The sequence below is a fragment of the Pseudomonas sp. LRP2-20 genome (genome assembly GCF_024349685.1).
Classification (GTDB): Bacteria; Pseudomonadota; Gammaproteobacteria; order Pseudomonadales; family Pseudomonadaceae; genus Aquipseudomonas.
Window position 1 is genome coordinate 3,289,815 of sequence record NZ_AP025944.1, and the last position, 26,504, is coordinate 3,316,318.

The 26,504-nt window shown below is 62.5% G+C and carries 19 protein-coding genes; 7 read left to right on the forward strand and 12 right to left on the reverse strand.

Annotation, left to right across the window (positions count from 1 at the left end; translation table 11 throughout):
- Positions 1 to 80: 80 nt before the first annotated feature.
- Positions 81 to 1,547 (reverse strand): FAD-dependent oxidoreductase, encoded by a 1,467-nt coding sequence (locus OCX61_RS14705; protein ID WP_261940146.1) that lies wholly within the window; start codon positions 1,545 to 1,547, stop codon positions 81 to 83.
- Positions 1,544 to 1,753 (reverse strand): hypothetical protein, encoded by a 210-nt coding sequence (locus OCX61_RS14710; RefSeq protein WP_261940147.1) that lies wholly within the window; start codon positions 1,751 to 1,753, stop codon positions 1,544 to 1,546. The genes OCX61_RS14705 and OCX61_RS14710 overlap by 4 nt, the downstream gene beginning before the upstream one ends.
- Before the next feature lie 293 nt (positions 1,754 to 2,046).
- Here OCX61_RS14710 and OCX61_RS14715 point away from each other — a divergent pair, with 293 nt between their 5' ends.
- From OCX61_RS14715 to galE, 3 genes are all read left to right on the forward strand, one after another.
- A complete protein-coding gene (locus OCX61_RS14715; protein ID WP_261940148.1) occupies positions 2,047 to 3,573 on the forward strand; it encodes an O-antigen ligase family protein in 1,527 nt (508 codons plus the stop codon).
- A 4-nt stretch (positions 3,574 to 3,577) separates the two neighbouring features.
- Positions 3,578 to 6,178 (forward strand): glycoside hydrolase 5 family protein, encoded by a 2,601-nt coding sequence (locus OCX61_RS14720; protein ID WP_261940149.1) that lies wholly within the window; start codon positions 3,578 to 3,580, stop codon positions 6,176 to 6,178.
- A gap of 75 nt (positions 6,179 to 6,253) precedes the next feature.
- Positions 6,254 to 7,216, forward strand: coding sequence for a UDP-glucose 4-epimerase GalE (gene galE / locus OCX61_RS14725; RefSeq protein ID WP_261940150.1), 963 nt, complete (start codon positions 6,254 to 6,256; stop codon positions 7,214 to 7,216).
- Between the two features lie 43 nt (positions 7,217 to 7,259).
- Here the strand turns inward: galE and OCX61_RS14730 are convergent, their stop codons facing one another.
- From OCX61_RS14730 to OCX61_RS14760, 7 genes are all read right to left on the reverse strand, one after another.
- The gene (locus OCX61_RS14730) at positions 7,260 to 8,066 is read right to left on the reverse strand and encodes a CpsD/CapB family tyrosine-protein kinase (RefSeq protein ID WP_261940151.1); all 807 of its coding nucleotides are present in this window, start codon (positions 8,064 to 8,066) and stop codon (positions 7,260 to 7,262) included.
- Positions 8,067 to 8,077: 11 nt separating this feature from the next.
- Complete coding sequence (locus tag OCX61_RS14735) at positions 8,078 to 9,643, reverse strand: GumC family protein (protein ID WP_261940152.1); 1,566 nt, start codon at positions 9,641 to 9,643, stop codon at positions 8,078 to 8,080.
- 20 nt (positions 9,644 to 9,663) lie between these two features.
- Positions 9,664 to 10,782, reverse strand: coding sequence for a hypothetical protein (locus OCX61_RS14740; RefSeq protein ID WP_261940153.1), 1,119 nt, complete (start codon positions 10,780 to 10,782; stop codon positions 9,664 to 9,666).
- A 25-nt stretch (positions 10,783 to 10,807) separates the two neighbouring features.
- Complete coding sequence (locus OCX61_RS14745) at positions 10,808 to 11,353, reverse strand: polysaccharide biosynthesis/export family protein (RefSeq protein ID WP_261940154.1); 546 nt, start codon at positions 11,351 to 11,353, stop codon at positions 10,808 to 10,810.
- Positions 11,354 to 11,643: 290 nt separating this feature from the next.
- A complete protein-coding gene (gene eppA, locus OCX61_RS14750; protein WP_261940155.1) occupies positions 11,644 to 11,820 on the reverse strand; it encodes an EPS-associated small membrane protein EppA in 177 nt (58 codons plus the stop codon).
- A 234-nt stretch (positions 11,821 to 12,054) separates the two neighbouring features.
- Entirely contained in the window at positions 12,055 to 13,173 is a 1,119-nt protein-coding gene (locus tag OCX61_RS14755) for a glycosyltransferase family 61 protein (RefSeq protein WP_261940156.1), read from the reverse strand.
- A 74-nt stretch (positions 13,174 to 13,247) separates the two neighbouring features.
- Positions 13,248 to 14,405 carry a GNAT family N-acetyltransferase gene (locus OCX61_RS14760; protein WP_261940157.1) on the reverse strand — a complete coding sequence of 386 codons (1,158 nt, stop codon included), beginning with the start codon at positions 14,403 to 14,405 and terminating at the stop codon, positions 13,248 to 13,250.
- Positions 14,406 to 14,749: 344 nt separating this feature from the next.
- Between OCX61_RS14760 and OCX61_RS14765 the strand changes: the two genes are divergently transcribed.
- Positions 14,750 to 18,364 carry a dermonecrotic toxin domain-containing protein gene (locus OCX61_RS14765; protein ID WP_261940158.1) on the forward strand — a complete coding sequence of 1,205 codons (3,615 nt, stop codon included), beginning with the start codon at positions 14,750 to 14,752 and terminating at the stop codon, positions 18,362 to 18,364.
- On the opposite strand, the gene OCX61_RS14770 is transcribed toward OCX61_RS14765, so the two are convergent.
- The gene (locus OCX61_RS14770; RefSeq protein ID WP_261940159.1) at positions 18,361 to 19,962 is read right to left on the reverse strand and encodes a putative bifunctional diguanylate cyclase/phosphodiesterase; all 1,602 of its coding nucleotides are present in this window, start codon (positions 19,960 to 19,962) and stop codon (positions 18,361 to 18,363) included. The two genes, OCX61_RS14765 and OCX61_RS14770, sit on opposite strands and share 4 nt — an antisense overlap.
- 138 nt (positions 19,963 to 20,100) lie before the next feature.
- Here OCX61_RS14770 and OCX61_RS14775 point away from each other — a divergent pair, with 138 nt between their 5' ends.
- The 3 genes from OCX61_RS14775 to OCX61_RS14785 all read left to right on the forward strand — a co-directional run bounded on the left by OCX61_RS14775 (position 20,101) and on the right by OCX61_RS14785 (position 23,550).
- Positions 20,101 to 21,720 carry an NADP-dependent glyceraldehyde-3-phosphate dehydrogenase gene (locus OCX61_RS14775; protein ID WP_261940160.1) on the forward strand — a complete coding sequence of 540 codons (1,620 nt, stop codon included), beginning with the start codon at positions 20,101 to 20,103 and terminating at the stop codon, positions 21,718 to 21,720.
- A 111-nt stretch (positions 21,721 to 21,831) separates the two neighbouring features.
- The gene (locus OCX61_RS14780) at positions 21,832 to 22,299 is read left to right on the forward strand and encodes a VOC family protein (RefSeq protein ID WP_261940161.1); all 468 of its coding nucleotides are present in this window, start codon (positions 21,832 to 21,834) and stop codon (positions 22,297 to 22,299) included.
- A 63-nt stretch (positions 22,300 to 22,362) separates the two neighbouring features.
- Positions 22,363 to 23,550 (forward strand): DUF8534 domain-containing protein, encoded by a 1,188-nt coding sequence (locus OCX61_RS14785; protein WP_261940162.1) that lies wholly within the window; start codon positions 22,363 to 22,365, stop codon positions 23,548 to 23,550.
- Positions 23,551 to 23,678: 128 nt separating this feature from the next.
- Here the strand turns inward: OCX61_RS14785 and yiaY are convergent, their stop codons facing one another.
- Positions 23,679 to 24,827, reverse strand: a complete 1,149-nt coding sequence (gene yiaY / locus OCX61_RS14790) for an L-threonine dehydrogenase (protein ID WP_261940163.1) — start codon at positions 24,825 to 24,827, stop codon at positions 23,679 to 23,681.
- Between the two features lie 78 nt (positions 24,828 to 24,905).
- Positions 24,906 to 26,468: a threonine ammonia-lyase, biosynthetic gene (gene ilvA / locus OCX61_RS14795; RefSeq protein ID WP_261940164.1), complete on the reverse strand. Its 1,563-nt coding sequence runs from the start codon at positions 26,466 to 26,468 to the stop codon at positions 24,906 to 24,908.
- Positions 26,469 to 26,504: the final 36 nt, after the last annotated feature.

Consider the following 26,504-nt stretch of genomic DNA (forward strand, 5'->3'; position numbering starts at 1 on the left):
ACAAGGTCTCGTTCTTGTGGGTGCTGACCCTGTTGCACTCAACCCTTACACACCGCTACTTCAGTTTCAGTTCAACCGGTTCAGGCCGCTGCCCCGTTTGCCGAGCGCATTTTCTCGTTGAGGTGGTCGGCCAGCCTCAAGGCGAACTGCAGCAACGGCATTGTCGGGTTCGAGGCCCCGCCGGTGGCGAACACACTGCTGCCGGCGACATAGAGGTTTTCGATGCCGAACACCTTGCAGTTGATATCCACCACCCCGTCCTTGGCACTGGCCGCCATCCGCGTGGTCCCCATGTGATGTGCATGCGGCGACAGCATCAGCGGCAGGCTGGTGTCGTAGACGTAATCGCTGAGCTTGATGAAACCCAGGCCCATTTCGGCGAACTGCTTGGCCAGTTCGTTGCCGATGCACTTGATGGTGTGCCGGTCATCGGCGCTCAATACCCAGTTGACATTGACCTTGGCCACACCCAGTTCGTCCTTTTCATCCAGCAGCGAGATACGACTCTGAACGTTGGGGAACTGCTCGATCAGCGTGGTGATCACGCCATCGCCCGGGCAGCTGAACTTGGCTACGAATTCGATCTTGCTGGCCACGCCCATTTCACAGGCCAGGTTTTCCAGAAAGCGCTTCACTTCGGCCGTGCGGCCGTAGGTCCGCACATCTTCCAGCACAGACGCCAGTACATTGCCCTTGCCGGCGTGGTATTCGGCGACGAAGGCATCGGTGGTGAAGTACTGACGCGGCTCGGTGTCCTCCCCGCTGCGCAGGATGAACTTGCCCATGTCGATATTCAGGTGCTCCATGAAGCAGCGACCGACCAGGCCGTCTTTGCGAACAATGCCCGCGTCGGCCAACGACTGGCTGTTGAGCAGCTGCCTGGCGTTTTCAATGGCGCCCATGGCCAGGATATAGTTGCGCGCGATGACCGGCTGACGCTTGCCGTCGTAATCGGACACCTGAACAGCTTTCAGTTGGCCTTTGGCCTGATCGAACAGGAGGTCGACGCAGTTGCAGTTGATGAACACATCCAGCCCAGGCGTTTCGTCGAGCTCCGTGGCGTATTTCTGCGCAAAACGTGTTGGCGGGCTGAGCAGGAAACGGTCGGCGTCGAAATCGCCACCTTTCAGGCCCGGATTCACCGCGCGAAACTCAGCGCCCTGGGGCAGGTCGACGATCTCCATGGCGCCCGGCAGATAGCGCTCGATTTCAGCATAAGGGATCGGCCAACCGGGCATGTCGCCTGGCGGTGGCACGGCAAAATCAGATGCGGTGAAGGGCCGGCAACGCCCCATCCAGTGATTGGAGGTGCCGCCCAGGTAACGCAGGCGGGCTTCCCCGGGATATAGCTCGAGGCCGGTGGAGGTGCACTTGTACAGCACCTGCGAGCGCGGTGTGTATTCGCGCCCGCCCCCTTCGAGCAACGCCACGCTCCATCCCGCACCCGCCAGGCGCAAGGCCAGCGTGATCCCCGCCGGGCCTGCACCGATGATGCAGAAGTCGTAAGCGTGACGCAGGGTCTTGTCGGCGTCGTAATCCTTGATCATGAGCGTCCGTCCTGGCCGTCCTGGAAGTAGCCAACCGGCAACACCCAGCCATTGATGATGACGAAGCCACCCTTTGCCGCAGGTTTGCGCGCAGCATTGGCATTGTCATTCACACCGAACAAGGCCGCTCCGGCACCCAACAAGACACAATTGCGAATGAAGCCTCTGCGCCCCAGCAACGGCGTACAAAACTGCAGCTTCCCCATGATCACAGCCCCATACCGTTGATTTTATTATGCCCCGCGCTCTGCTGCGGGCCTTGTCGGGCGACCATCAGGGTCAATCGAAAAAGCGCGTCAACCGAGCGGCACAGAGTGCCCCTTTGGCAATCATAGGCATAACCAGCGCCACGCGCCTGTGCTGGAAACTTCGCATCGCCACAACTTCAATCGACTGCATGACGTCAATCTCTGACCGAATGGCTAGAAGTCACTATAGTTTCATTTAGCCACGATGCTAGCCTCCATCCAGCCCACCGAGGGATAGGTGCCTACAACCCATGCCAGAACATCTACGAGCCCTGGTCGTCATTGTGTTTGTGGCCAGTGTGGTTTTCTTCATGGCCCGGCGTCCGGCAACGGACCTGATCCCCCTGACGGACTACAAGCGACGCCGCAACCTGTGGTTTGCCTTGACCCTGGTGGCATTCTTTGCCCACAGCTTCTGGCTGTATGCCGCCGCCGCCACGGTCATCCTGCTGGTCGCCAGGCGCCGCGAGCACAACCCGCTGGCGCTGTTTTTCCTGCTGTTGTTCCTGATCCCGCCGGCGATGACCGAAATACCCGGTTTTGGCGTGATCAACTACCTGTTCGACATCAATCACCAACGCGTCCTGACCCTGTGCGTGCTGCTGCCGGCCGCCTTGGTGCTGAGCAAGCAAAGCGAGAGCATTCGCTTCGGCCGCCTGCTGGCCGACAAGCTGCTGCTGGCCAGCCTGGTGCTGACCAGCGCGCTGGCGCTGCGTGAAACCACCGTCACCGACACGCTGCGCCAGGTGCTGAGCCTGTATATCGATGTGTTCCTGCCCTACTACGTGGCCAGCCGTGGCTTGCGCGAGCTCAGTGACTTCAAGGATGCCATGCTGGCATTCGTCCTCGCTGGCTTCCTCCTGGCGCTGCTCGGGGTTGCCGAGTATGTCCGTCACTGGCTGCTGTACAACGCCCTGCTCGATGCCCTAGGCCTGCAATGGGACATGAAGGCCTACCTGAGCCGCGGCGGCTCATTGCGCGCCAGTGTCACCACCGGGCAAGCCATCGTGCTCGGCTACGTGATGGCCGTTGCCATGGGCCTGTTCCTGTTCGTGCAGCACTTCGTGCAGAAACCTGCACACCGTTATCTGGGTGCCCTGCTGCTGGCCGCCGGGCTGTTCGCCCCGCTCTCGCGCGGCCCGTGGATAGGTGCCGGCGTGATCGTGGTGGTGTTCATCGCGTTGGGCAGGCACGCCGTGTCGCGCCTGGCGTTGCTGGCCCTGGCCGGGGTGCTGGCGATTCCCTTGCTGAGCGTCATGCCCGGTGGCGACAAGGTGCTCGACCTGCTGCCGTTCATTGGCAAGGTCGACACGGAAAACATCACCTACCGCCAACGCCTGCTCGACAATTCATGGATCGTCATCCAGCGCAACCCGCTGTTCGGCTCCTTCGATTACCGCAGCACACCGGAAATGCAATCGATGATCCAGGGCGAAGGCATCATCGACATCGTCAACACCTACGTCGGCCTGGCTTTGCGCGTCGGCCTGGTGGGGTTGGGGCTGTTCCTGGGCTTCTTCGCCTGCATCCTGCTCGGTATCCGCAATGCGATGCGCACGCTCACCGACAACACCGACCCATACCGCCTGTTGGGGCGGGTATTGCTGGCGACCTTGCTGGGGATCCTGGTGACCATTTTCACCGTCAGCAGCATCACGGTCATCCCGATCGTGTACTGGTCGCTTGCCGGGCTCAGCGTCGCCTACATCCAGATGATGCGCCGACAACCCGCGACAGCGCTCAGCCAGGTAACCGCCGTCAGCCTTCAACCGAGGTAGTTCGATGCCCAGTCTTGCCCTGTGTACATGGACCCGCACATCGCTCCTGGTCGGCCTGCTGGCTTTGCCGGTGAGCAGCTGGGCCTCGGAATGGATCGTGCGTGTCGACGAGCAGAACGGCTTGCCGACATTGACCCACGGGGGTGGCCCGGCCTTCGTATCCAGTTTCGACTTCTGGGGCGCGAACTGGGGCTGGACCGGGTTCTATCCAACGCTCAAGGTCGAGGGGCCCTATCGCTACACACTGACTGGCAGCAACAAGGACCTGGACTTCGACCTGAAGGCCGACATCCAGAAGCCCCAGACGCAAACCCTCACCTGGGACTTCGACCTGCAGGCACACAGCAGGCAGAGCAACGTGATGGGTGGCGGCATCGTCTGGCGCTTCGACCCCTCGTTGATTGCCGGGGAAATGGGCGACCCGGTGCTGTTGCCTGATAATCGCGGCTGGGCATGGGGCAAGAACCCCCAAGGGCCACATGTCGAAATGCGCTTCGAGCCACCGCTGGCCAAGGTCTATTTCGAACGGGGCAACACCGACCAGATACGCACCTTCTTCTACACCGACCCGATCAAGGCCGGGCAACAGCGGATCAAGGCGCAGTTGAGCGTGACCGGCGATATCACCCTCGGCCAGACCGCCACTGAACGCTTTGGCATCACCGACCCCACGACATGGCCGGATGACCAGCTCGACTGGCGCACCTCACCGGTCGACCTGTCGTTCCTCAACGCGCAGGAGAAACCGGCCGGCAAGCGCGGCTTCGTCAAGGCCGATGGCGAGCAGCTGGTGTTCGCCGACGGCACCCCGGTGCGTTTCTGGGGGACCAACCTGTCGGCCTATTCGCTGTTCCGTACGCCCGACGAGGAAATCACAGCACAGGCCAAGCGCCTGTCGGCCCTGGGCTTCAACCTCGTGCGCCTGCACCACCACGACTCCCCCTGGGTAACGCCCAACATTTTCGGTGACCTGCAGAAGATCAAGGACACGCAAACGCTCAGCGCCGAGTCGCTGAAGAAGATCGACCTGTGGATCAAGAGCCTCAAGGACGAAGGTATCTACGTCTGGCTCGATCTGCATGTGTCGCGGCCCGTCACGGCCGCCGACAACATCTACGGTTTCGACGAGCTGCCTAAGGACCATGGTGTCGCCGGCCTCAAGGGCTACCTGTTCGTCAACGTCACCCTGCAGCAGGCGCTGAAGCGCTTTGCCGAGCAATACCTGACCCACGTGAACAGTTACACCGGGCTCGCCTACAAGGACGACCCGGCGATTGCCGCCGTGCTGATCACCAACGAAAACGACGTCACCCACCACTTCGGCAACGCACTGCTGCCCGACAAGGATGTACCGAAACACAGCCGGCTCTACATGGACCAGGCCAAGGCCTTCGCCCAGCGCCACGACTTGCCGGCGGACAAGACCTGGCGCGCCTGGGAGCACGGCCCCTCGAAGCTGTTTCTCAATGACCTGGAGCATCGCTTCTACGTCGACATGATCGGCTACCTGCGCAACCTCGGGGTCAAGGTACCAATCGCCACCACCAGCACCTGGGGCCTCAATGGCCTGTCCTCGCTGCCGGCCCTGACCGCCGGTGACGTGGTCGACGCCCACAGCTATGGCGGGCTCGGCCAGCTGGAGAAGAACCCGCTGAGCAGCGATGGCATGATCAACTGGCTGGGTGCGGCCCAGGTGCTGGGCAAGCCGATGACCGTCACCGAGTGGAACGCCGAGCCCTTCCCCCTGCCCGATCGCCACTCACTGCCGCTGTACGTGGCCGGCACCGCCAGCCACCAGGGTTGGGATGCGATCATGCAATACGCCTACAGCCAGCAGGCATTCTTCGAACCGTGGCGCCGGGCCGACAACTGGAATGCCTACAACGACCCGGGGCTGATCGCTACCCTCCCCGCCGCCGCCCTGCTCTATCGGCGCCAGGACGTGCACCAGGCCAAGACCCGCTACGTGTTCGCGCCCACAGCGGCGACCCTGTTCAACCAGGACATCTCACCGGCCAACTCGGTGATGCTGCGCACGGCCATGGCGAAGGGCCGGCTGCAGATCGCCATGCCGCAAACCCCAGAGCTGCCGTGGCTGCAGGCCGGCGCGATACCCGCCGATGCGCAGGTGCTGAAAGACCCTGGGCAATCGCTGATCGATGGCGATGCCAGCGAAGCGGTAACCGACACCGGTGAGCTGCGGCACAACTGGCAGCAGGGCCTCTACACCATCGATACGCCCATGACCCAAGCGGCGACCGGCTGGTTGGGCGGCCAGTCGCTCACCGTGGGTGACCTCCAGCTCCAGCTGAAAACCGCCTATGCCAGCGTCGTGGTGCAGAGCCTGGATGCCAACCCGCTCAAGCAGTCGCGCAACCTGCTCATTTCACTGGGCAGCCGCGCCGTGCCCAGGCCCGACGATGTAACACCATTCCATGTCGAACCCCTGCAAGGCAGCCTGAGCATCAAGGCACCGGCGGGCCTGAAACTCTATAGCCGCAGTGCCGATGGCAAAGAAAATCCCCTGCCTGCGAGCTACAAGGATGGGCGCTACCTGATCACCTTCGATGGCCAGCACATGGCCAATTGGCTGTTCTTGAAATAGGGCATATCGCCATCTACAGTCATTGAAGCCCTGTATTCCAGGCATTCGACGCTGCGTCTGTTCCAGGAGGATTGGATGAAGTACTTGGTTGTCGGTGGTGCAGGTTATATCGGCTCACACATGGTCAAGCACCTGCTGCGTGCCGGCCACGAGGTGGTGGTGGCGGACCTTCAGGCGCCGGCATCCGGCATCGAATGGGTATGCCTGGACATCGCCGACGGCCACGCGCTGGACGCCCTGTTCAGCGACTATCACTTCGATGCGGTATTCCATTTCGCCTCGTTCATCCAGGTCGGTGAGTCGGTGGCAGACCCCGACAAGTATTACCTGAACAACGTCTGCGCGACCCTGAGCCTGCTCGAGGCCATGGTGCGGGCAGGCATCAAGCGGCTGATCTTCTCCTCCAGTGCCGCCGTGTATGGCGACCCCCAGTACGTTCCCATCGATGAACTCCACCCGAAGGTGCCGATCAACCCTTACGGGCGCAGCAAGTGGATGGTTGAACAGATGCTCGAAGACTTCGACCGGGCGTATGGGTTACGTTCGGTGAGTTTGCGTTACTTCAACGCGGCCGGTGCTGACCCGCAAGGCGAGCTGGGTGAATGCCATGAGCCGGAAACCCACCTGATTCCACTGATCCTGCAGGCGGCCTCCGAGCGGCGCGAAGCGGTGACCGTGTTCGGCCATGACTACGACACCGCGGACGGCACCTGCATCCGCGACTATATCCACGTTGCCGACCTGGCTTCGGCGCACGCGCTGGCAGTGGAGTACCTGTTGGCGGGTGGTGCGACCACGGCGTTCAACCTGGGCAACGGGCTGGGCTTTTCAGTGCAGGAAGTGGTCGAGACAGCGCGCGCGGTGACCGGGCGACAGATCGCTGTCAACGAGGCTCCACGACGCGCCGGTGACCCGCCCCGGCTGGTGGCGGATGCGGCAAAGGCCAGAAGCATACTGGGCTGGCAGCCCATGCTCACCTCACTGGACGAGATCGTCCGTCATGCGTGGGAGTGGGAGCTGAAGTACCCCTGGAAGTGACAGCCAACCCCTTCGCGCCGGCTCGACGCGAAGAGGCCAACCCTCAGTAGTAGGTCCGCGGTTGCTCATCCGCCTTGTTCAACACCGCCCCTAGCAAATTCGAAGACGCCAGGTGATACAGGCAATCTTCGATGTCCTTCTTGCTGTTCATGCCATTGGCCACCACCAGCAGCACGCAGTCGAACTTCGGCAGCACGGTGATCGCGTCATCCGAACTCAGCAGTGGCGGCAGGTCGAAAATGCAGATCCGCGAGTCATAGCGGTCGCGCAGCTCGCCGATCAGGGTGTTCACCTTGGGCGACGACAGTACCTCGGTGGACATCGGTACCGGCTCGCGCGTCGGCAGCACGACAAAGCGCGGCAGCGTCGGGTTGACCAGCGCCTCTTCGAGCCAGGCCTTGCCATTGAGCACATCGTTCAGGGCTTTATCCATCGGCAAGCCGAGGGTGCGACCAACCCTGGGGCGGCGCAGGTCGAAGTCCACCAGCAAGGCGGTCTTGTTGGTGTGGTGAGCGATGCTCATGGCCAGGTTGACGGCCAGCACCGTCTTGCCCGCCTCGGGCGTTGGCGAGGTGATCGCCAGCGTGCGCCAGCCATTGTCCTCCATGGCCTGCAGCACCTGGGTACGCAGCAGGTCGATCGCCCCGCTCATGTTCGAGTTCTTGTTGAAGGAGACGATCCGGTTACGCTCCAGGTGTTCCGCACTCAGCGGCACCACCTTGGTCTGAATGTAATCGAATTGCCCGAGCTCCCCGGGCTTGTCCATTACCGAAGGTACCTGCGCCGTCTCGGACGTGGCAGGCGAAACCTGGTGAATGTTCTTACCAACAGCCGGCGTAATTCTGTCCATCGCTGCGCTCCCTATTCAAACCGAGCCATAGCTTTGAAAAGCAGGAGGTCCAAAGGCATGTAGAACATATGGACGACCACCAACAGGATAGCTACCAGCAGCAAACCAGCACCGATCATCATCGACAGCAGCTTCTTGCGCCTGGCCTTTTCCGCGTTGGTCGAGATGTACGGCACCGCCACCAGCACACGCCGGCCCAACACGCTTTCCAGGGCACCGACACCGCGCACGCGCTGATTGAGCATTTCCAGCAGCATCACCAGGCCACCGCCAGCGGCCGGTGCCAGGACCAGGCCGAGGGCGACGATTTTCTTGCGGTTGGGCTTGACCGGTTTCTCCGGCATCAGCGGCGGCTCCAGCAGCACGAAGCGCTCGGCCTTGTTTTCCTGCTCGAGGCTTTCGGTGATCTTCGCGCCCATCTGCTTGTTGCGGATTTCTTCGTATTTCTTGCGTGCGTTGTCATGGTCACGCAGCAGCGTCACCAAGCCGCGCTCGACTTGCGGCGCCTCGAGGATGTCAGCCTCGTAGCCTTCCATCTTGGTGGTCAGCTGGCGCTTCTGATCGGCCAGCGAGGCGATGCGCGACTGCGCAGCAGCCATCTTGGTCCGTACGCGCGCGGCGTCGAGGTTGCCGCCGGCTGCTGCGGCAATGCCCTGGTTATCCGATGCCTTGAGCGCGTCGATCTTGCGCTTGATCGCCACCACGTCCGGATGCGCTTCGGTGTATTTGGTCAGCAGTCGGGCGTACTCGGCCTTCAACCCAGGCAGATCCTGAGGGTCTGGGGCAACGGCCCTGCCATTGGCCGCCTGAGTCGGCACGCCGGAATTGGCCGCCGCCAGTTCCAGCTCCAGATAACGCAGTTCTTCCTGCGCAGCCTTGTAGTCACGGTCCACCTCACGGAACTCAAGTTCCGAGCGCGACAACATGCTCATGCGCAACTGCTGGTTTTCAGGCAAGGCATTGGAATGCGCCTGCTTGAAGTCCGCCAGCTTGTTTTCCAGGTCGGCCAGTTCGGCGCCGAGCTTGTCGGCTTCCTGTGAGAGGAATTCGGTGGTTTCGGTGGCGCGCTCGGTGCGCTGCTTCATGTTCTCGTTGAGGAACAGCGACACCAGTTCGTCGGCCACCTCCTTGGCCACGTCCGCGCGCTTGTCTTCATAGGAAACGGTGAAGGCCACGGTGGCCTCGCCGCGTCCCTTGACGTAGGTGCTGAGCGTGGCGACCACGATCGCACTGCGCATCTGCTCGACCTTGTCGGTTTCGCTGAAGCGGCTGCCACGGTCGGCAAACAGGTTGTACTTGTCGATGATCCGCATCAGGTTCTCGCGGGTCATCACCCGCTGGCGGATGACCTCGATACGCTCATCGGCAAAGGTGTTGTTGCCGGCCGAGACCAGGTCCGGAGAGATCTGTTGCGACTCCACCAGAATGGTCCCGGTCGACTGATAGATCGGCGGCACGCTGATTGCCACGCCGATGGTCGCCGCCAGCACGACCACTATGACGATCCCCAGCAGCAAGGCACGATCCTTGATGATGGCGATGTAATCTTTGATAGAAAGCTCGTACTCAGATTTCATAGTGGCCACCAATCCGATAATCAGATGTCGGGGTATCTATACGTCAGCGTCAAGCCAGCGATGGTAGCGTCGGCATCGGGCAGGCCATCCTGTTGGCGCTCCTTGTACAGCAACGAAAACCGCAGGTCCCAGGCCGGCGAAAACGCTCGGCTGGCCCAGACGCTGTAGGTCTGCAGGGTGTTGGGGTTCTGCCCTTTGCTGTCCTGCCACCAGGCATCTGCACCGACCCGGGTGGTTTCAGTGAGCAGGTAGCTCCAGCTGCCACGCACCATGTCCATCTCGGCAGCACCGCCCTGGGCGTTGGACATCGTGCTGCGGTCGGCACTGAAACTGGCCTCGGTGCGCGAACCGCGGTAAGTCAGCGATGCGCCGCCTTCACCACGGCGCTGGGTACCGGTACCGTCAGTCTGGTTGACGCCAACATGCATGGCGCCGACCAGGCTGTCGGAGAACTGATACTTGACGCCAATGCTGGGGACGTAGCTATTGGTGGCGACCGCCGCGGTGGTGTCATCGGGCTCGTAACGCCGGGCTTCGAAACCGGTAATGATGTCGGTGCGCTCGCTCCAGGCGTAGGTCCAGGTGAAGTCGTTGGCGTACTCGTCGTAACCGGTCAGCGTGCTGATGTCGTAACTGGCATGGGAGTAACGAAGTTCGTTGGCCAAGGTGCTGCGCTCGGTTACCGCGCTGCTCCAGTTGCCCGAAAGCCTGGACATCTTCTGGGTGCCATCGGTGGTGGTCACCACGCCGGTATCCTGCACCGCACCCGAAAGCGTCGAGCTCTCATCGTATTGCGCCAGCAAGCCAAAACCGCCGCTTTCGGTTTCGCGCTGCCAGCCCAGGCTGAGGTTGGGGTCTTCACGGTCATCCATCACCGAGCGGTCGGATGAGCGAAGCACATGCATGCCCACGCCCATGCGCAACTGATCGCGATCGAACTGACCTACCAGGGTGTAATCAGGCGCAATGATGGTACGCGTCACACCTTTCTCCTTGGACGTCAGGAGCAATGGGTTGCTGTCGTACTCGACAGTCGTGGGAACCTCGACTGAAGACTGCCAGCTGGCGGCATCAACCATTCCGGAGAACGGCATCATCATGATTGCCGTTACAACACTCGTCGTTTTATTGATAGGCACAAGTCGTTCTTAGTTATTAGGAGAGTCAGGGTACGACCAGCGTATCGCCAGCCTGAAGTTGGAAGTTAGTGGACATGTCACGCCCAGAAACCAGATCCTTGTAACGCACCGGCATGACCTTTTGGCCGCGAATGACCTTGATGGCGCTTTCGTCGGCGAATTTGTCCATTCCGCCCGACATGCTCAGGGCCTGAAGCACCGCCGTAGGGCCTGCCATCGGTACCGGGCCGGGCTTGATCACTTTGCCTTGAACATACACCAGATTGCCAGCGGTGCTGGTGACCACCACGCTGACATTCGGCTGGGCCAGATAAGGCTTCAGCGCGGTCTCGATCTTTTTCGCCACGGCGGTGGCTTCGAGGCCTGCGACATCCACCCGACCCGCCAGCGGGAAGGTGATACTGCCATCGGGAAGGACCACGGTTTCCTGACGCAGGGTGTCTTCCTGCCAGACCGAGATCATGACTTTGTCACCGGGGCTTAACAGGTAGGCAGAAGAGGGAGAGTCGGCAGCGGCGGTACCAGACCAGGCCACCAGGGCGCAGAGAACGGACATCAGCAAACGTACCATGAGGGATCCCTCCGGCCAGTCGGCCCAGGTTAAGAGCACTGAATGAGTACAACGACGAACCTCTCGCTCCGCTTCGCAGCTTGCTTGAATGCTGCGACGGCCCCACCCATCCTGGAGGCCCTTTACCGCGATGCCGCCCTGCCTGCTTTTTTGCCGCTGTTCGCGCCGAGGACGCTGGCTACTGGAATATAGCAACAGCTGTAAAATTCACAAGCATGGGCCACCCGGAAAAACGTAAACATCCACACTTTAGCGTCAAGGCATTGGCATCGCGATAAAGCGGGAACAACTTAGATCTTCTTTCTACCGGCCACCGCGATAAAACCGATCACGGCAGACGCAAACAACCACCCCGCCGTGGACAGCGGAACAATGGTATTTTCGGTCAGATAAGAGTCAGCCGCTCGCGCTGCACCAGTCAACAATACCAACAAGAAGAAAGACTTGATGAGCAGAGTCGAGCGCATAGACGCCTCCTGCAAAGAGGAAAGTTGTTATTGATTTGGCGGAAGACTGGATCGCTGTTGATTTGAGCTTATGGGCACAATGACATTACGTCAATGATCCGACACCATAATAAATCTCAATGGGATACGGCTGGCTTCGTCAAAATGCCGTCAGCATGAATCTGCTGGATTCGACGCCCTGCCGAGGCTGCATGGCGGCGCGCAGCCTGGCAGTGGATTGCCGGCACATCGGGATCAATAAGGGAACAGATCAAGCGTTCGCTCCACTTCATCGATATCGATGGTGAAGCCTTCGCCTTGGGGCATCCCGACGACGAAACCGAAGTGCTGGTGATCGCGATCCGTCAGGTATTTGTAATAGCTCACGAACCGGTTTGGTGGCTGCAGGGCCAGTATCGAGCCGCCAGGCTGCAATACATTGACGCCATGCACCAGCTGACTGCCCTCGACCCCAATCACTGTCCTGGCCCCCGCGCAGGCAGCGACGATGCCTGGCACATCCGTTTTCATCGGGTCGATGATGCGAAAGCCGCGGTATTTCTGCAGGTGCGCGGCAACTTCCAGCTCATTGCGCATCAGGCGCAAGTCGCCATCGCTGCCGCGCAGGATGAACACCCCGGGGTGGGGCGCCGGGTCGACGTGCGACAGCAACTTGTCACCCATGGCGCGGTAGCGTGCGTACCGGCTGCGGTTGTTGCTGAGGTCATCGAACAGCACCAGTTCATGGAAGAATGCGCCTCGCGTGCGCAACGGCTGCATGCCCAGCCAACGTTCATACGCCGGCCCTTGAGTGAACAGCGGGTAACGGGCCGACGGCGCAGTGGTCACCGGCACGCCTTCGTCGCAGGCCAGGGCGTAGGTCGGGCAGTCTTCCATCAGCCAGGTGCCGAACCAGGTATTGCCATTCTGGGTGCAATAGATGGCCCCACGGTCGATTTCATGGTCCACCGCAACGCCTGGGAAGCGGCTCGGCTTCAATGACAACCAGTGGCTGGCGCTGCCTTTGTACAAGGCGCCGTCGATCAGCCAGACATCCTTGAGCAGGTAGCCGCGAGTGGGGCCTTGCTCGACCCTGATCCCGCCTTCCATGGTACGGGCGGGATGCACATAGGGATAAAAGCGCTTGGCCTCCCAGCCCGTCACTCGCTCCAGCTGATTAGGCAGATAGAAGGCCGGTGGCGATACCGTGGTTTCTCCAGGGGCGATATCCCAGGACTTCTCGGCGATGCATTTGATATCGATGTCTGCCTTGCGCGCCAGCCGCTTTCTCGCGATGTGCCGGTAGGCCGCCAGGGTCCAGGTGTGCTGGCTGGCGGCCTTAGAGCCACTGAAATTCGAAATGCCGCTACCCATGAAGCGCCCCTCCCGATGTGACAGGTCTCTGGCCTGATGCAAGGCACGCACTCCAGGCTTGCCTTGCAGGCGGTTCAGCTGGAAACGACGACCCTTTCCATCATGGGCGGGGACTGCACGGTGGCATAACGGCTGCGCAGCGTCTGCAGGAATGACTCGGCGCTACTGCTGGCGCCATAGAGGTAGATCTTGTGCAACCCACCGAACACCATCTCGTGGTAGCGGCTGGCGACCTCATCATCGCTTGGCCCTTCCGGCAGCCCCAGGTGAAGCGTCAATTTGTCGCCCTCGATGGCAAACAAGGGTGTGTCCCAAAGGAACTGTGCAGTACCTGTGCGGGGCAGGCGGATGAACATATAGGCGTGGTTGCCCAAGGCATCGATATCACCGCCGCGCCGGCGCTTCCACTTCAGCAGGCCGTCGTCCGGCCGGGCCAGGCAAAGGCCGATATCGTAGTAGTCGTAACCGTTGGCCAAGGCCCATTCGAGGGCCATGAAGGTGGTGATCGAGTTGACCTCGCGCAGCCTTTTCGGGTCTGAGAACACCGCTTCGCAATAGCCGAAACGCAGGGTGCTCCAGTAGCGTTTGCCGTCGCGGGTGATCTCGCAGCCCAGGTGGCAGCCAATCACCTCGTCGCCGCAGGTGATCAGATCGAGGCGCCCCACCCCCTTGGCCAGCCGAAACACCTCGTCGGTTGGAAACTGCGCCGCATGGATACCCTGTCGGGCAGTGGCATACGGCCGCAGAAATTGTTGATCGGCCATGGCGATCTCGTCATCGGCCAGCGTCTGGCGCATCTGGTAGAGCGGGCGGTTCTTGCGAATGCTGCGGCGCAGTTCGCTGTCGTAGCGGGCGGTGATGTCTTCGAGCGAACGGCCCAAGGGCACCACAGCGCTCAGGTAATGGGGTACCGTCAACGAACCGGACGTGGGCATCTCGCTCACCAGCACAACATGCCGGGTCGAAGCTGGCGCAGCCCCATCGGCGGCTTCAGCTGCTTGCTGCTGGCCCTTGCCGCCAATCAGCAGCTTGGCCATTTCGCGCTGCTGCTTCCTGCCGATGTAGAGGATTTCGTACGGGCTGGCCTGCTGTAGCCGGAAACGCGAGATTTCCCAGCGCCAGAAGCAGTTACGGGCCAGCAGCTCGCGTAACTTGCTTGAAACAGTCCGGATCTCGTAGCGCAGGGAAGGCGAGATCACTTTTCGCGCCACAGCCGCCAAGTTCTCTTTCATGTCTTCTTCGACGTCCTTTGATGTTGTCAACGGGGCTGATCGGAAAACAATGGAGCGGAGCTTGAAAGCCTGCATAACGCGTTGATTTATATACTATCAACTTCGGATGCTGCCTTCGCATTAAGTAACAATTTAAGATGCAGGTCCGCTGCTTGGCAAGCGGCATTTTGACAGTATTGCTCGGTAATTAATGGCGCCAATTTTTCTCGCACCCAGGCGCCTCAAGTATTGCTTTTGCTATATATCAGCTGTGTATCAAGGCATTGCAACTTGCGCTATTCCACTACCACCGCAAGCGCTTGCCCATATTGCTTGATGGCGCCTTTCACCGAAGGAGCCTCGGCATGGACAATCCAACTACCGTTTCGCCCCATGAAGAACTGATCGCAACGCAACTGCCCGCCTGGTCCCACCACAACACATCCGCACATTGGCAAGCGCTGCGCCAGAGCCAGCGCCTCGAAGCCTTTGATCAGGACTGGTACAACAATGCCGCGCCTGACCTGCGAGAAGCCGTGCAGGCCAGCCATACTCGCCTGCTGCGCTCGCAAGCCAGGCTGGCTCGTCTGCTCGCAGGCCTGCAGCAGATCACCGAGTTCGCCGAACCGATCCTGCAAGCACGCCTGGCCGAACTCGGCTTCACGGCACCGCTGCGCGGCAGCGAACTGCTACGCGTCGAACGCAGCTGGAGCTGGAGCGCGCTGGGTTACCTCTACAGCCACCGCCGTGACAACGTGCTGCAGGCCGCATTGCAGAACTTTGCCGATGACGAGACGTTCACCCGCGAAAGCGCCATCGCCCTCAGCGACGCCATCCATGTGACGCCCATCACGGTCCATGGCAGGGTCGTGACTGGCCCGCAGACGCCGACCGCGCAAGTTGAGCTGGCATCGGAGCAGTATCAGGTCGAGCGCCTGGCGCTCACGCCCGAGGCATTTGCCCAGGCCTGCCGCGAACTCGACCTCGGAGGCGCTTACCAGGCCCACCTGCAGCGATGTTTCACTGCGCCCCAGGTGCGTACCCAGGGCATTACCGTCCAACATGACCGTTTGCGCCTGGCAGCGGACCTGGGCTACCTGCGCCAGGAACTCAACGGCCCGGCACGCGATCAGATCGACCACCTGCTGCAAGACGGCACGGTGCCGTGTTGGCAACTGACTCTGTTCGGCATTTTGCTCTACGAAGTGATGCTGATCGATGCCGGCAACGCCGGCTGGCTGCTCTACTTGCCCGGCAACACCCCTGCCCTGCACGCCTGCGCTGATCTGGATGCCCTCAACCAGGTGCTGGCAACCCTGCTGCGGGAACCAGAAAACCGTCAGCGCTTCCAGGCCTACCTGAGCCAGGCTGACCAGCCGCGCCTGCTCGACCTGCTGCAACAGAACCTGGACAGCAGCAACCCGGCCAACCTGCACATCAAGCTCCAGGCCATCAGCGGCGAACCCTTCGGTTTCTATCAGGACCTGCACCTGGCCCGCCTGAAAAGCGAAGCCGAACACCTCGCGGTGCCCACTGCCACCGCCGACGCCGAGGCCCGCGCCAAACGCATTGAACTATCAAAAAGTCTTGGGCTGGACGTGCTCACCGTGGCAGGTTTCTTCATCCCGGCAATCGGCACCTGGATGTTGGCCGTCACCGCCTGCCAATTGCTGGGTGAAGTGTACGAAGGCTATGAAGCCTGGCACCAAGGCGACCGCCAGTTGGCCTTGCAGCACCTCGAAAGCGTCGGCCTGAACCTGGCCGTGATCGGCGTCCTGGGAACGGCGGGCCGCATCGTGCCGAAGCTGTTCAAAAGCCCCTTGCTGGAGAACCTGCAGGAAGTGCGCAGCAGCGACGGCCGTTACCGCCTCTGGCAACCAGACCTGAAACCCTATCGCAGCCTCCGGCAACTTCCAGAAGGGCTGCAACCTGATGCGCAGGGCCAATACCTGCATGACGGCAGCCATTACATACGCATGGCAGGTGATCTCTACGAACAACGTCTCGACCCCGATATCCAGCAATGGCGAATTGTCCATCCCGATGCACCGGATGCTTACCAGCCGCCGCTGGAGCACAACGGTCAGGGCGCATGGCGCGCTGCCCATGAACAGCCGCAGCAGTGGCCGTTCACGGTGCTGGCAAAACGTCTGGGCGAAGCTTACGCAGTCTATACGCCGGAGCAACTGGAGTTGGCCGGGCGCATCTGCGGTGTCGACGCAGCCAGCTTGCGCCAGGTGCACCTTGAAGGCCAACCGGCTCCAGCGCTATTGCTCGGCACCTTGAAGCGCATTGCAACACGCAAGGTCGCGCCCCTCCTGGACGAAGCCGCACAACAGCTGCTGCAGCGTCACCGCGAATGGCCGCTGGTAAACGCGCTGGAAGAGTTGATGGTGCCCCTGCAGGCGACAACCGACAGCGAGCGGCTGTTGTTCAGCTGCCTCGATGACCTGCCTGACTGGCCTGCGGACCTGCGCCTGGAGCTGCGCGCCGGCAGCCCCCAAGGCGCGCTGCTCGACAGCAGCGGAAGCAGCATGGCCGGCAGGGTCTGCCGGGTCATCAAGTCCGCCGAGGGTTATGAGGCCGACCTGGGTGAGCGCCCCGTCCCGGCGCCCCAGGATCAGGACCTGTGCCGGGCGATCGAACAGGCACTGCCAAGCGCCTATCGCAAGGCGCTGGGTTTCTCGACCACCGATGGCAACACCCTGCGTCAGCGCGTGCTGGCCTGGACCGAACCACGGCGCAGTGACCTGCTTCAACATTTATGGGGCGCAGGTGCACGGCGTCGGGTTGCCCGCGCAGGGCTGCGAGGCGGCCGCAAAGCAGTGTCCAGCGGCCCCTTTCTGCAAACCCCGCTGGCTACGCGCTACCGCCGCCTGTACCCCACCGCAACCGATCAGGAATTCGCCCGCGTCATGGAAGACTGGCGATTGCAAGGGCGCTCACCCACGTTGGAGATGCGCAACCTCGAGCGGCGCCTGGAGACCCTGCGCCGCGACCTCGGCGAATGGGCACGCCCCGACCCGCACTACCCTCATCGGCGCCAGGAGGCCGTTGCTCGCATCATCAATGCCTGGCGACGCCTGTCCAGGCTGCCGCTGGGCCACGATGCGATGATCTTCAGCCTTGACCTTTCGCGCCTCGATCTGGAGGACCGCGACCTGGCCAGCCTGGCACTGCCGGACGACTTCACTCACATTGAACATGTGTCGCTCGAGGGCAACCGCCACTTGAGCCAATTACCCGCCGAGTTCTACGAACGCTTCCCCAGGCTCAAGCGTCTGCTTCTGAGTCATTGCCGCTTCAATCGCCTGCCTCGCCTGGCCAATCCCCAGGCACTGGCCTGGCTGGACCTCGACCACAACCGCATTACCTGGGATGACAACGCCCAGCAGATGCTCGACCAACTCACCAACCTGGGCGTGCTGGACATGGGGAGCAACCCGCTGCTGCACGCTCCCGACCTGAGCCGGCTGACGCGGCTGTACACGCTGTTCCTCGACAACTGTTCACTGACCGAATTGCCGCGCGGACTGGCAAGTATCACCCGCACGCCCGTGACCATCGACCTGGCCGATAACCAGCTGCAACAGTTGCCTGCCAATTTTCACGTGCCGCAGCAGGTCGCCCAGGCCATGCACCTTGAAAGCCCATGGCTCAGCCCGCGCATGCTCGATGAAATCGAAGCCTACAACGCGGCGCATCAGGTGGACCTGCTGGTGGACAACAGCGATTATGATGAATTTTTCGAGGGCACCGGCCCCGGGGAACAGGCGCTCTGGCAGCGCCTGCCGCTGCAGTATCGACGAGACCTGAGGCAACTGCTCGACCTCGAACCTTTCGCTTCCCGCCCGCGGCGGGCCCTTGTGGAATTCTGGCGCCGCCTGACCGTGATCGACGTTAACCCGCTACTGCGTCAACAGGCCTTCGAGCGCCCGGCACGTGAGCTGTTCAACCTGGTGCTCGAGCGCCCGACCTAACGGGGCAAGCGCGCCCTGAGCGGGTTGCCCACCACCCACTTCTGCAACTCGGCGGCCGGCATCGGCCGCCCCAGCAGGTAGCCCTGGCCTTGGTCACACCCGGCATTGCGCAGAAAGTCATACTGCTGCTGGGTCTCGATCCCTTCGGCGGTGATGCGATAACCCAGGGCATGCCCCAGGTCGATGATCGCCCGGGCGATGGCCACCGCATCGTCGTCATCCGGCAGGTCCTTGATGAACGCCCGGTCGATCTTCAGGTGGTCGATGGGCAGCGCGCGCAGGTAAGCCAGCGATGAATAGCCGGTGCCAAAGTCGTCCACCGCGGTGGCCACGCCCATGGCCTGCAGCTGGGCCAGCGCCGCGCACGCCTGTTGCTGGCTTTCCATCAGCAGGCTCTCGGTGATTTCCACTTCCAGCAGATTAGGTGCCAGCCCATGGCGCTCCAGGGCCATGGCCAGGCTTGAGACATAGTCGCTGCGCTCGATCTGCAGCGCCGCCACGTTGACCGCGAGGGGCCCCGGCAGGCAATCGGCGGCGCGCCAGGCGGCCAACTGCGCACAGGCCAGTTCGAGCACGCGCTCACCCAGCGGGATTATCAGGCCGCTGCGCTCGGCAAGCGGGATGAATTCGCCAGGGGGTATCAGACCATGCTCCGGGTCACGCCAGCGCAGCAAGGCCTCGACCCCTTCCAGCTGCCCGCTGAACAGGTCGATTTTCGGCTGGTACCACAGTTCGAACTCGTTATCCTGCAACGCCCGGCGCAAGTTGCGCTCCAGCTCCAGGCGCTGGTGCAGCCGTGCCGTCATGTCCGGGTGATAGGGGCGCCAGGCGTTGCGGCCACCTTCCTTGGCCGCGTACATGGCGGTGTCGGCATGGCGCAACAGGCTACCCACATCTGCACCATGTTGTGGGCACCAGGCCAGGCCGATGCTGCCCGTCACCAGCGCGGCATTGCCATTGAGGTCAAACGGCCGCTGCAGGCAACGCAGCAGCTGGGTCAGCTGATGGCTGACCTGGCCCTGGGTGCCCTGGAGCATGAACACGAACTCATCGCCGCCCAGCCGGCACACCCGGTCGCCAGTGTCGAGCTCCTGCAGAAAGCGCGCGGTCGCCTGCTGCAGCAGCAGATCGCCCATGGCATGGCCCAGGCTGTCGTTGACCTGCTTGAAACCGTCGATATCCAGCAGCAACACGGCCAGGCCATGGCCTCCGGCGGTGGCTTCGGCCAACTGCTGCTGGAACAGCACCCGGTTCGGCAAACCTGTGATGGTGTCGTAATGCGCCAGGCGTTCCAGCTGTGCCTGCGAACGCTGCAATTCGAAATTACGCTGCTGCAGCTGGCGCTGCTTGCGGTTGATCTGCGCGATGAACAGGCTGAGCAGGCCGCTGCAGGTCAAGGCGAACCAGAACAGCGGCGAGTGGAACAGGCTCGCATCCTGCTGGCCATGCTGACGCAGGATGTCCACCTGGCCCAGCACCATGGACACGCCGATACCGGCCAGGGAAACCCCGACCGGCAACAGGCGGCGGAGGGCGCGGCGCAGCGTGCCGGTAGTCGGTATCTGTTCGTGGGTCATCGGGGAATTGGACGGGGTCATAAGCCTGCAGGCGTGCGCGAATGCCTCTGTATCGGCGCGGTGCGCGCAAAATTGAGCCAGACTGGTGTTTTTCTCGCTCAGGGTGCATGCTCGAAGCTGAAGCGTTTCACCTACTCAGACACGTGAGGTGCAGTATCCATGGAACATCTGCTCGATTCGCTGTTTCCTGTCGCCGGCGACATTCCCGAACACTGGCGTCTCGGGAACCCGCTGGAACAACGCGACTACCTGGTGAACGGTGAACTCAGGCGCTGGGACGGGCCCCTGGCGACGGTGCGCAGCCCGGTCTGGCTGAAGGAAGCGGACGGCGAGCGCCAGGTCGTGCTCGGCAGCGCGCCGCTGCTCGACGCCGACACCGCCCTCACCGCCCTGGACGCGGCAGTCAACGCCTACGACAAAGGCCGCGGTGCCTGGCCGAACATGCGCGTAGCCGAACGCATCCAGCATGTGGAACGCTTCCTGGCGCGCATGCGTGAGCAGCGTACCGCCGTGGTCAAGCTGCTGATGTGGGAGATCGGCAAGAACCTCAAGGATTCGGAAAAGGAATTCGACCGCACCTGCGACTACATCGTCGACACCATCAACGCCCTCAAGGACCTCGACCGCCGCTCCAGCCGCTTCGAGCTCGAACAAGGCACCCTTGGCCAGATCCGCCGTGCGCCGTTGGGCGTGGCGCTGTGCATGGGCCCTTACAACTACCCGCTGAACGAAACCTTCACCACGCTGATCCCGGCCCTGATCATGGGCAACACCGTGGTGTTCAAGCCGGCCAAGTTCGGCGTGCTGCTGATCCGGCCACTGCTCGAAGCGTTCCGCGACAGCTTCCCGCCGGGGGTGATCAACGTCATCTATGGCCGTGGCCGGGAAACAGTCAGCGCGCTGATGGCCAGCGGTAAGGTCGATGTATTCGCCTTCATCGGCACCCACAAGGCGGCCAGCGATCTGAAGAAACTGCACCCCCGCCCGCACCGGCTGCGCGCGGCCCTGGGCCTGGACGCGAAGAACCCCGGCATCGTCCTGCCCCAGGTGGACCTGGACAATGCCGTGGAAGAGGCCGTGACCGGCGCGCTGTCGTTCAATGGCCAACGCTGCACGGCGCTGAAGATCCTGTTCGTCCATGAGGACGTGATCGAGCCCTTCCTCGACAAGTTCCAGCGCAAGCTCGCCGCGCTCAAGCCAGGCATGCCCTGGGAGCCAGGCGTTGCACTGACGCCGCTGCCGGAACAGGGCAAGGTCGATTACCTCGACCAGCTGGTGGCCGATGCCACGGCCAAAGGCGCACGGGTACTCAACGAAGGCGGTGGGCAGAGCCGCGGCTCGTTCTTCTACCCCGCCCTGCTCTACCCGGTGAACCGTGACATGCGCGTCTACCACGAGGAGCAGTTCGGCCCGGTGGTGCCGGTGGTGCCTTATCGCGACCTGCAGACCGTGATCGACTACGTGCTCGATTCCGACTACGGCCAGCAGCTGAGCCTGTTCGGCAACGATCCTGCGACCATCGGCAGCCTGGTCGACATCTTTGCCAACCAGGTCGGCCGCATCAACCTCAACGCCCAGTGCCAGCGCGGCCCTGACACCTACCCGTTCAACGGTCGCAAGAACAGTGCCGAAGGCACCCTGTCGGTGCACGATGCCTTGCGCGTGTTCTCCATCCGTACCCTGGTCGCGACGCGCTTCCAGGAGGCCAACAAGGAACTGATCAGCGAGATCATCCGCAACCGCCAATCGACCTTCCTGACCACCGACTACATCTTCTGACGGCTGCGCTTATAGGAAATAGATCTAGCAACCCTGTCGATTTTCCATCAGCGCAAACGACTCTAAGGCAACAGGGCGCCAACCGGCGCCCCAAGCAAAGGAGAGTCGACCATGGCAGCCAAACCCATTCCCGATGGCCAGCACAGCATCACCCCGTACCTGGCCATCAACAACGCCGCCAAGGCCATCGAGTTCTACAAGCAGGCCTTTGGCGCCACCGAGATGTTCCGCCTCGAAGGCCCGGACGGCAGCGTCGGCCACGCCGAACTGCGCATCGGTGATTCTTCACTGATGCTCGGCGACCCCTGTGACCGCGAAGGCGGCCTCACCGCCAGCCAGAAACTCGCCGGTGCCGGCGTCGGCCTGCACCTGTATGTCGAAGACTGCGACAAGGTCTACGCCCAGGCCCTGGCGGCAGGCGGCAGCCAATTGCACCCGGTAACGGATCAGTTCTACGGCGACCGCAGTGGCACCTTGAAGGACCCGTTCGGCAACATCTGGTTCGTCTCCACCCACAAGGAAGACCTGACCCCAGACGAAATCCGCGCCCGCGCCGCCAAGATGTTCAGTGGTAGTTGAGCGACGAGTTGAAAGCGCGGCGCGTTTGCCTGAAGCTTGAGGCTTGTAGCTTGGAGCTGCCTCATGCGAATCATCGACAAAACCGCCGCGCAGGTGCGCAGCCTGACCCCGGCCGAAGAAGAACTGCTTGTCGGTTTCGCCACCGGCAGCCTCGCCGGGCCGCGCCTGCTGCAGGCCAACCAGCTGCTGATGAAGGTGCGCAGTGCCAACCAGTGGCTGGCCTGCGATTGCCGCAAGGATGCCTTGCCGGTGCTCAATGTCACCCTCAACGGCAGCACCGGCACGCTGTTCCTGAAGAACAACCCGGGCACTGCCGAGCATGCGCCCGGCTGCCCGTTCACCAAGGACGAGCGTGAAGCCAGCGAACGCGAGGATGAACCCGTAACGCCCGCTGCCTGGCTGACACCCGACACCCCGCTGCGCCTGATCGGTGATTACCGCAGTGCCAGCGATGCCGGTACTGGCGTGGCCGACGGCAACGAGCGCCGCGAACAGCAGCGCCTGCTGTCGCTGCTGCTGACCTGGATCGAAACCAGCGGCCTGAACCTGTATGCCACGCACCTGAAGAAAGACCTCACCGGCCAGTTCGCCGAGCTGCGCAGTGTGGCCAGCCGTTACCCGTTGCTCGAACGGGTGCCGGCTGGCAACTACCTGGAAACCCGCCTGGACATGAAGCACATGCTGATGCTCAAGTCCCGCCTGCGCGAGGCCACGGTGTTCGGCAACCATCGCCGCCATGGCCTGATGCTGGACTGCGTCGACCAGATCAAGGGGCGCAAGCTGTTCAACAACCGCAGCGAAGATGGCTTCGATTTCCAGGGGCATCATCTGTACTGGGGCGGCAGCCGAACGTCAGGCCCGCTGCTGGCGCTGGCCTTGTACTCACCGACCACGGCGGGCAGCAGCTTCTATGAACTGATCCACGTGGCCAGCGTGCCGGTGCTGTCGCGCGCGCACCTGTTCCCGGTGTACCGCGACGAAGAGCGTGAACCACTCAAGGCGCTGGTATCGCTGATCGACTGGATGGCCAGCAAAGGCGTGAAAGTGCAGATGCGCCGACCGGTGATCGGTGGCCAGGTGATGGATGAGCTGGTGCTGACCTCGGATCAGGACCGGGTGCTCTCGGTATCGCTGCTGGAGAAACCGATCGGACCGGAGCCCGACGCCGAGAACTTCAAGCGCTATGCCGACTTCAAGAGCCTGGAGACATTCCGCAAGTATGTGGCCGGGTTCTTCATGCGTGAGCGCTGAGCACTGCGTCGCCTGCTTCGCGGCTGAAGCCGCTCCCACAGGGACCGCGCTGAATCTGAAGTGGGCGCTTTACCTGTGGGAGCGGCTTTAGCCGCGAAGAGGCCGGTGCAGCCACACATCGTTGTCGATCAGAATGCAGCCCGGAAGATCCCCTCGATCTCATCCTGGCTGGCCGGCCGTGGGTTGGTCAGCCCACAGGCATCCTTCAAGGCATTCGCCGCCAAGATCCCGACATCCTCGAGCTTGGCCCCCAGCTCCGCCAGCCCCGCCGGAATGCCCACAGCCGCCGCCAGGTGCTCGATGGCGGAAATCGCCGCCCCCGCGCCCTGCTCCGCATCTAGCCCACACACCTTGATGCCCATGGCCTTGGCCACATCGCGCAGGCGCGCAGAACTGACCTTGGCATTGAAACGCTGCACATGTGGCAACAGCACGGCATTGCACACGCCGTGGGGCAAGTCGTAGTAACCACCCAACTGGTGCGCCATGGCGTGCACATAGCCCAGCGAAGCATTGTTGAACGCCATGCCGGCCAGGAACTGCGCGTAGGCCATGTTCTCCCGCGCCTGCAGGTCGTTGCCGTCGTTCACTGCCTGGCGCAGGTTCTCGCTGATCAGGCTGATGGCCTTGAGCGCGCAGGCATCGGTGATCGGCGTGGCCGCCGTCGACACATAGGCCTCGATGGCGTGGGTCAAGGCATCCATGCCGGTGGCCGCTGTCAGCCCCTTGGGCATGGCGACCATCAGCGCCGGGTCGTTGACCGACAGAATCGGCGTGACGTTGCGGTCGACGATGGCCATTTTCACGTGGCGGGCCTCGTCGGTGATGATGCAGAAACGGGTCATTTCACTGGCCGTGCCCGCCGTGGTGTTGATGGCGATCAGCGGCAACTGCGGCTTGCGCGAGCGGTCCACGCCCTCGTAGTCGCTGATATGCCCACCATTGGTGGCACACAGGGCAATGCCCTTGGCGCAGTCATGGGGCGAGCCACCGCCCAGCGACACCACGCAGTCGCAGCGCTCGCGCTGCAACAGGGCAAGCCCGGCCTCGACGTTGGCGATACTGGGGTTGGGCTTGGCGCCGTCGAACACCACCGAGTCGATATCCTGCAAGGCCAGCATGCGGCCGATGCGGGCGGCGATACCGGCCTTGGCCAGGCCCTGGTCAGTGACGATCAGCGCCTTGCGCAGGCCATAACCGGCGATCGCCGTCATGGCCTCTTCAAGGCAATCGATGCCCATGATATTGACGGGCGGGATGAAGAGCGTGCTGCTCATGACCGGGTCCTCCTGGCAGGTCTGTCTGCCAGTGAGGATCCGCCCGTTCCAACAACAGGATGTTGACCCAGAGCAACGTTAGCCGAGGAACAGCTGGTAAGCCGGATTAGCGGTTTCATCCCAGTAGCGGTAGCCCATCTCATCCAGTGCCTGGGGCAAACTGGCCTGCTCATCGGCCGGTACTTCCAGCGCGGCGAACACACGCGCCTCGGCAGCGCCATGGTTACGGTAATGGAACAGGCTGATGTTCCAGCGCTTGCCCAGCCGCTCCAGGAAGCCCAGCAGCGCCCCCGGCCGCTCTGGGAATTCGAAGCGTAGCACCCGCTCGTCGGCCCCCGGCGCGGCATGCCCACCCACGGTATGGCGCACATGCAGCTTGGCCAGTTCGTTGTCGGTCAGGTCGAGCACGCTGTAGCCCTGCCCGCGCAGGCTGGCCAGCAGCTGCTCGCGCGGGTCGTGCAGCGGGTGGGTCTGCACGCCAACGAACAGGCGCGCTTCCTTGCCCGGGTAATAGCGGTAGTTGAATTCGGTGATCTGGCGCTTGCCCAGGGCCTGGCAGAAGGCCCGGAAGCTGCCGGGCTGTTCAGGGATGGTCACGGCGATGATCGCTTCACGCTGCTCACCCAGCTCGGCGCGCTCGGCCACGTGGCGCAGGCGGTCGAAGTTGACGTTGGCGCCGGAATCGATGGCCACCAGGGTCTGCCCCTGCACGCCCTCGCGGGCCACGTACTTCTTGATCCCGGCCACGGCCAAGGCACCCGAGGGTTCGGTGATCGAGCGGGTATCGTCGTAGATGTCCTTGATCGCAGCGCACAGCTCATCGCTGCTGACGGTCACCACTTCATCGACAAAATGCCGGCACAGCTCGAAGCAATGGGCACCGATCTGCGCCACCGCCACGCCATCGGCGAAGGTACCGACCTGCGGCAGGATCACCCGCTCGCCGGCCGCCATGGCGGCCTGCAGGCAGTTGGAGTCTTCCGGCTCGACACCGATCACCTTGACCTCGGGGCGCAGGTACTTGACGTAGGCGGCAATGCCCGCGACCAACCCACCGCCGCCGACCGGCACGAAGATCGCGTCCAGCGCACCTGGCTGCTGGCGCAGGATTTCCATGCCCACGGTGCCTTGGCCGGCAATCACGTCCGGGTCATCGAACGGCGGCACGAAGGTCGCCCCGTCACTGTCGGCCAGTTCCAGCGCGTGGGCCAGGGCATGGGGAAAACTCTCGCCGTGCAGCACCACGTGGCCACCCCGTGAGCGCACCCCTTCGACCTTGAGCGACGGCGTGGTGGTGGGCATGACGATGGTCGCCTTCATGCCCAGGTGTGCAGCCGCCAGGGCCACGCCCTGGGCATGGTTGCCCGCGGAGGCGGTGATCACGCCGCGTTCGCGCTGGGCAGTGGTCAGGCGCGACAGCCGAGTATAGGCACCGCGGATCTTGAACGAGAAGGTCGGCTGCAGGTCTTCGCGCTTGAGCAGCACCTGGTTGCCGAGGCTGGCAGACAGCGCGGGCGCGGCTTGCAAGGGCGTCTCGATGGCCAGGTCGTACACCGGCGCGGACAGAATGCGGCGCACCTGTTCCGACAGCAGTTGCTGCGGGGTGGACGGTGTACGAGGGCTGACGTTGAGGCTGGTCATCGATTGCAACTCCTTGGCTGTTTTTCACGTTGCCCA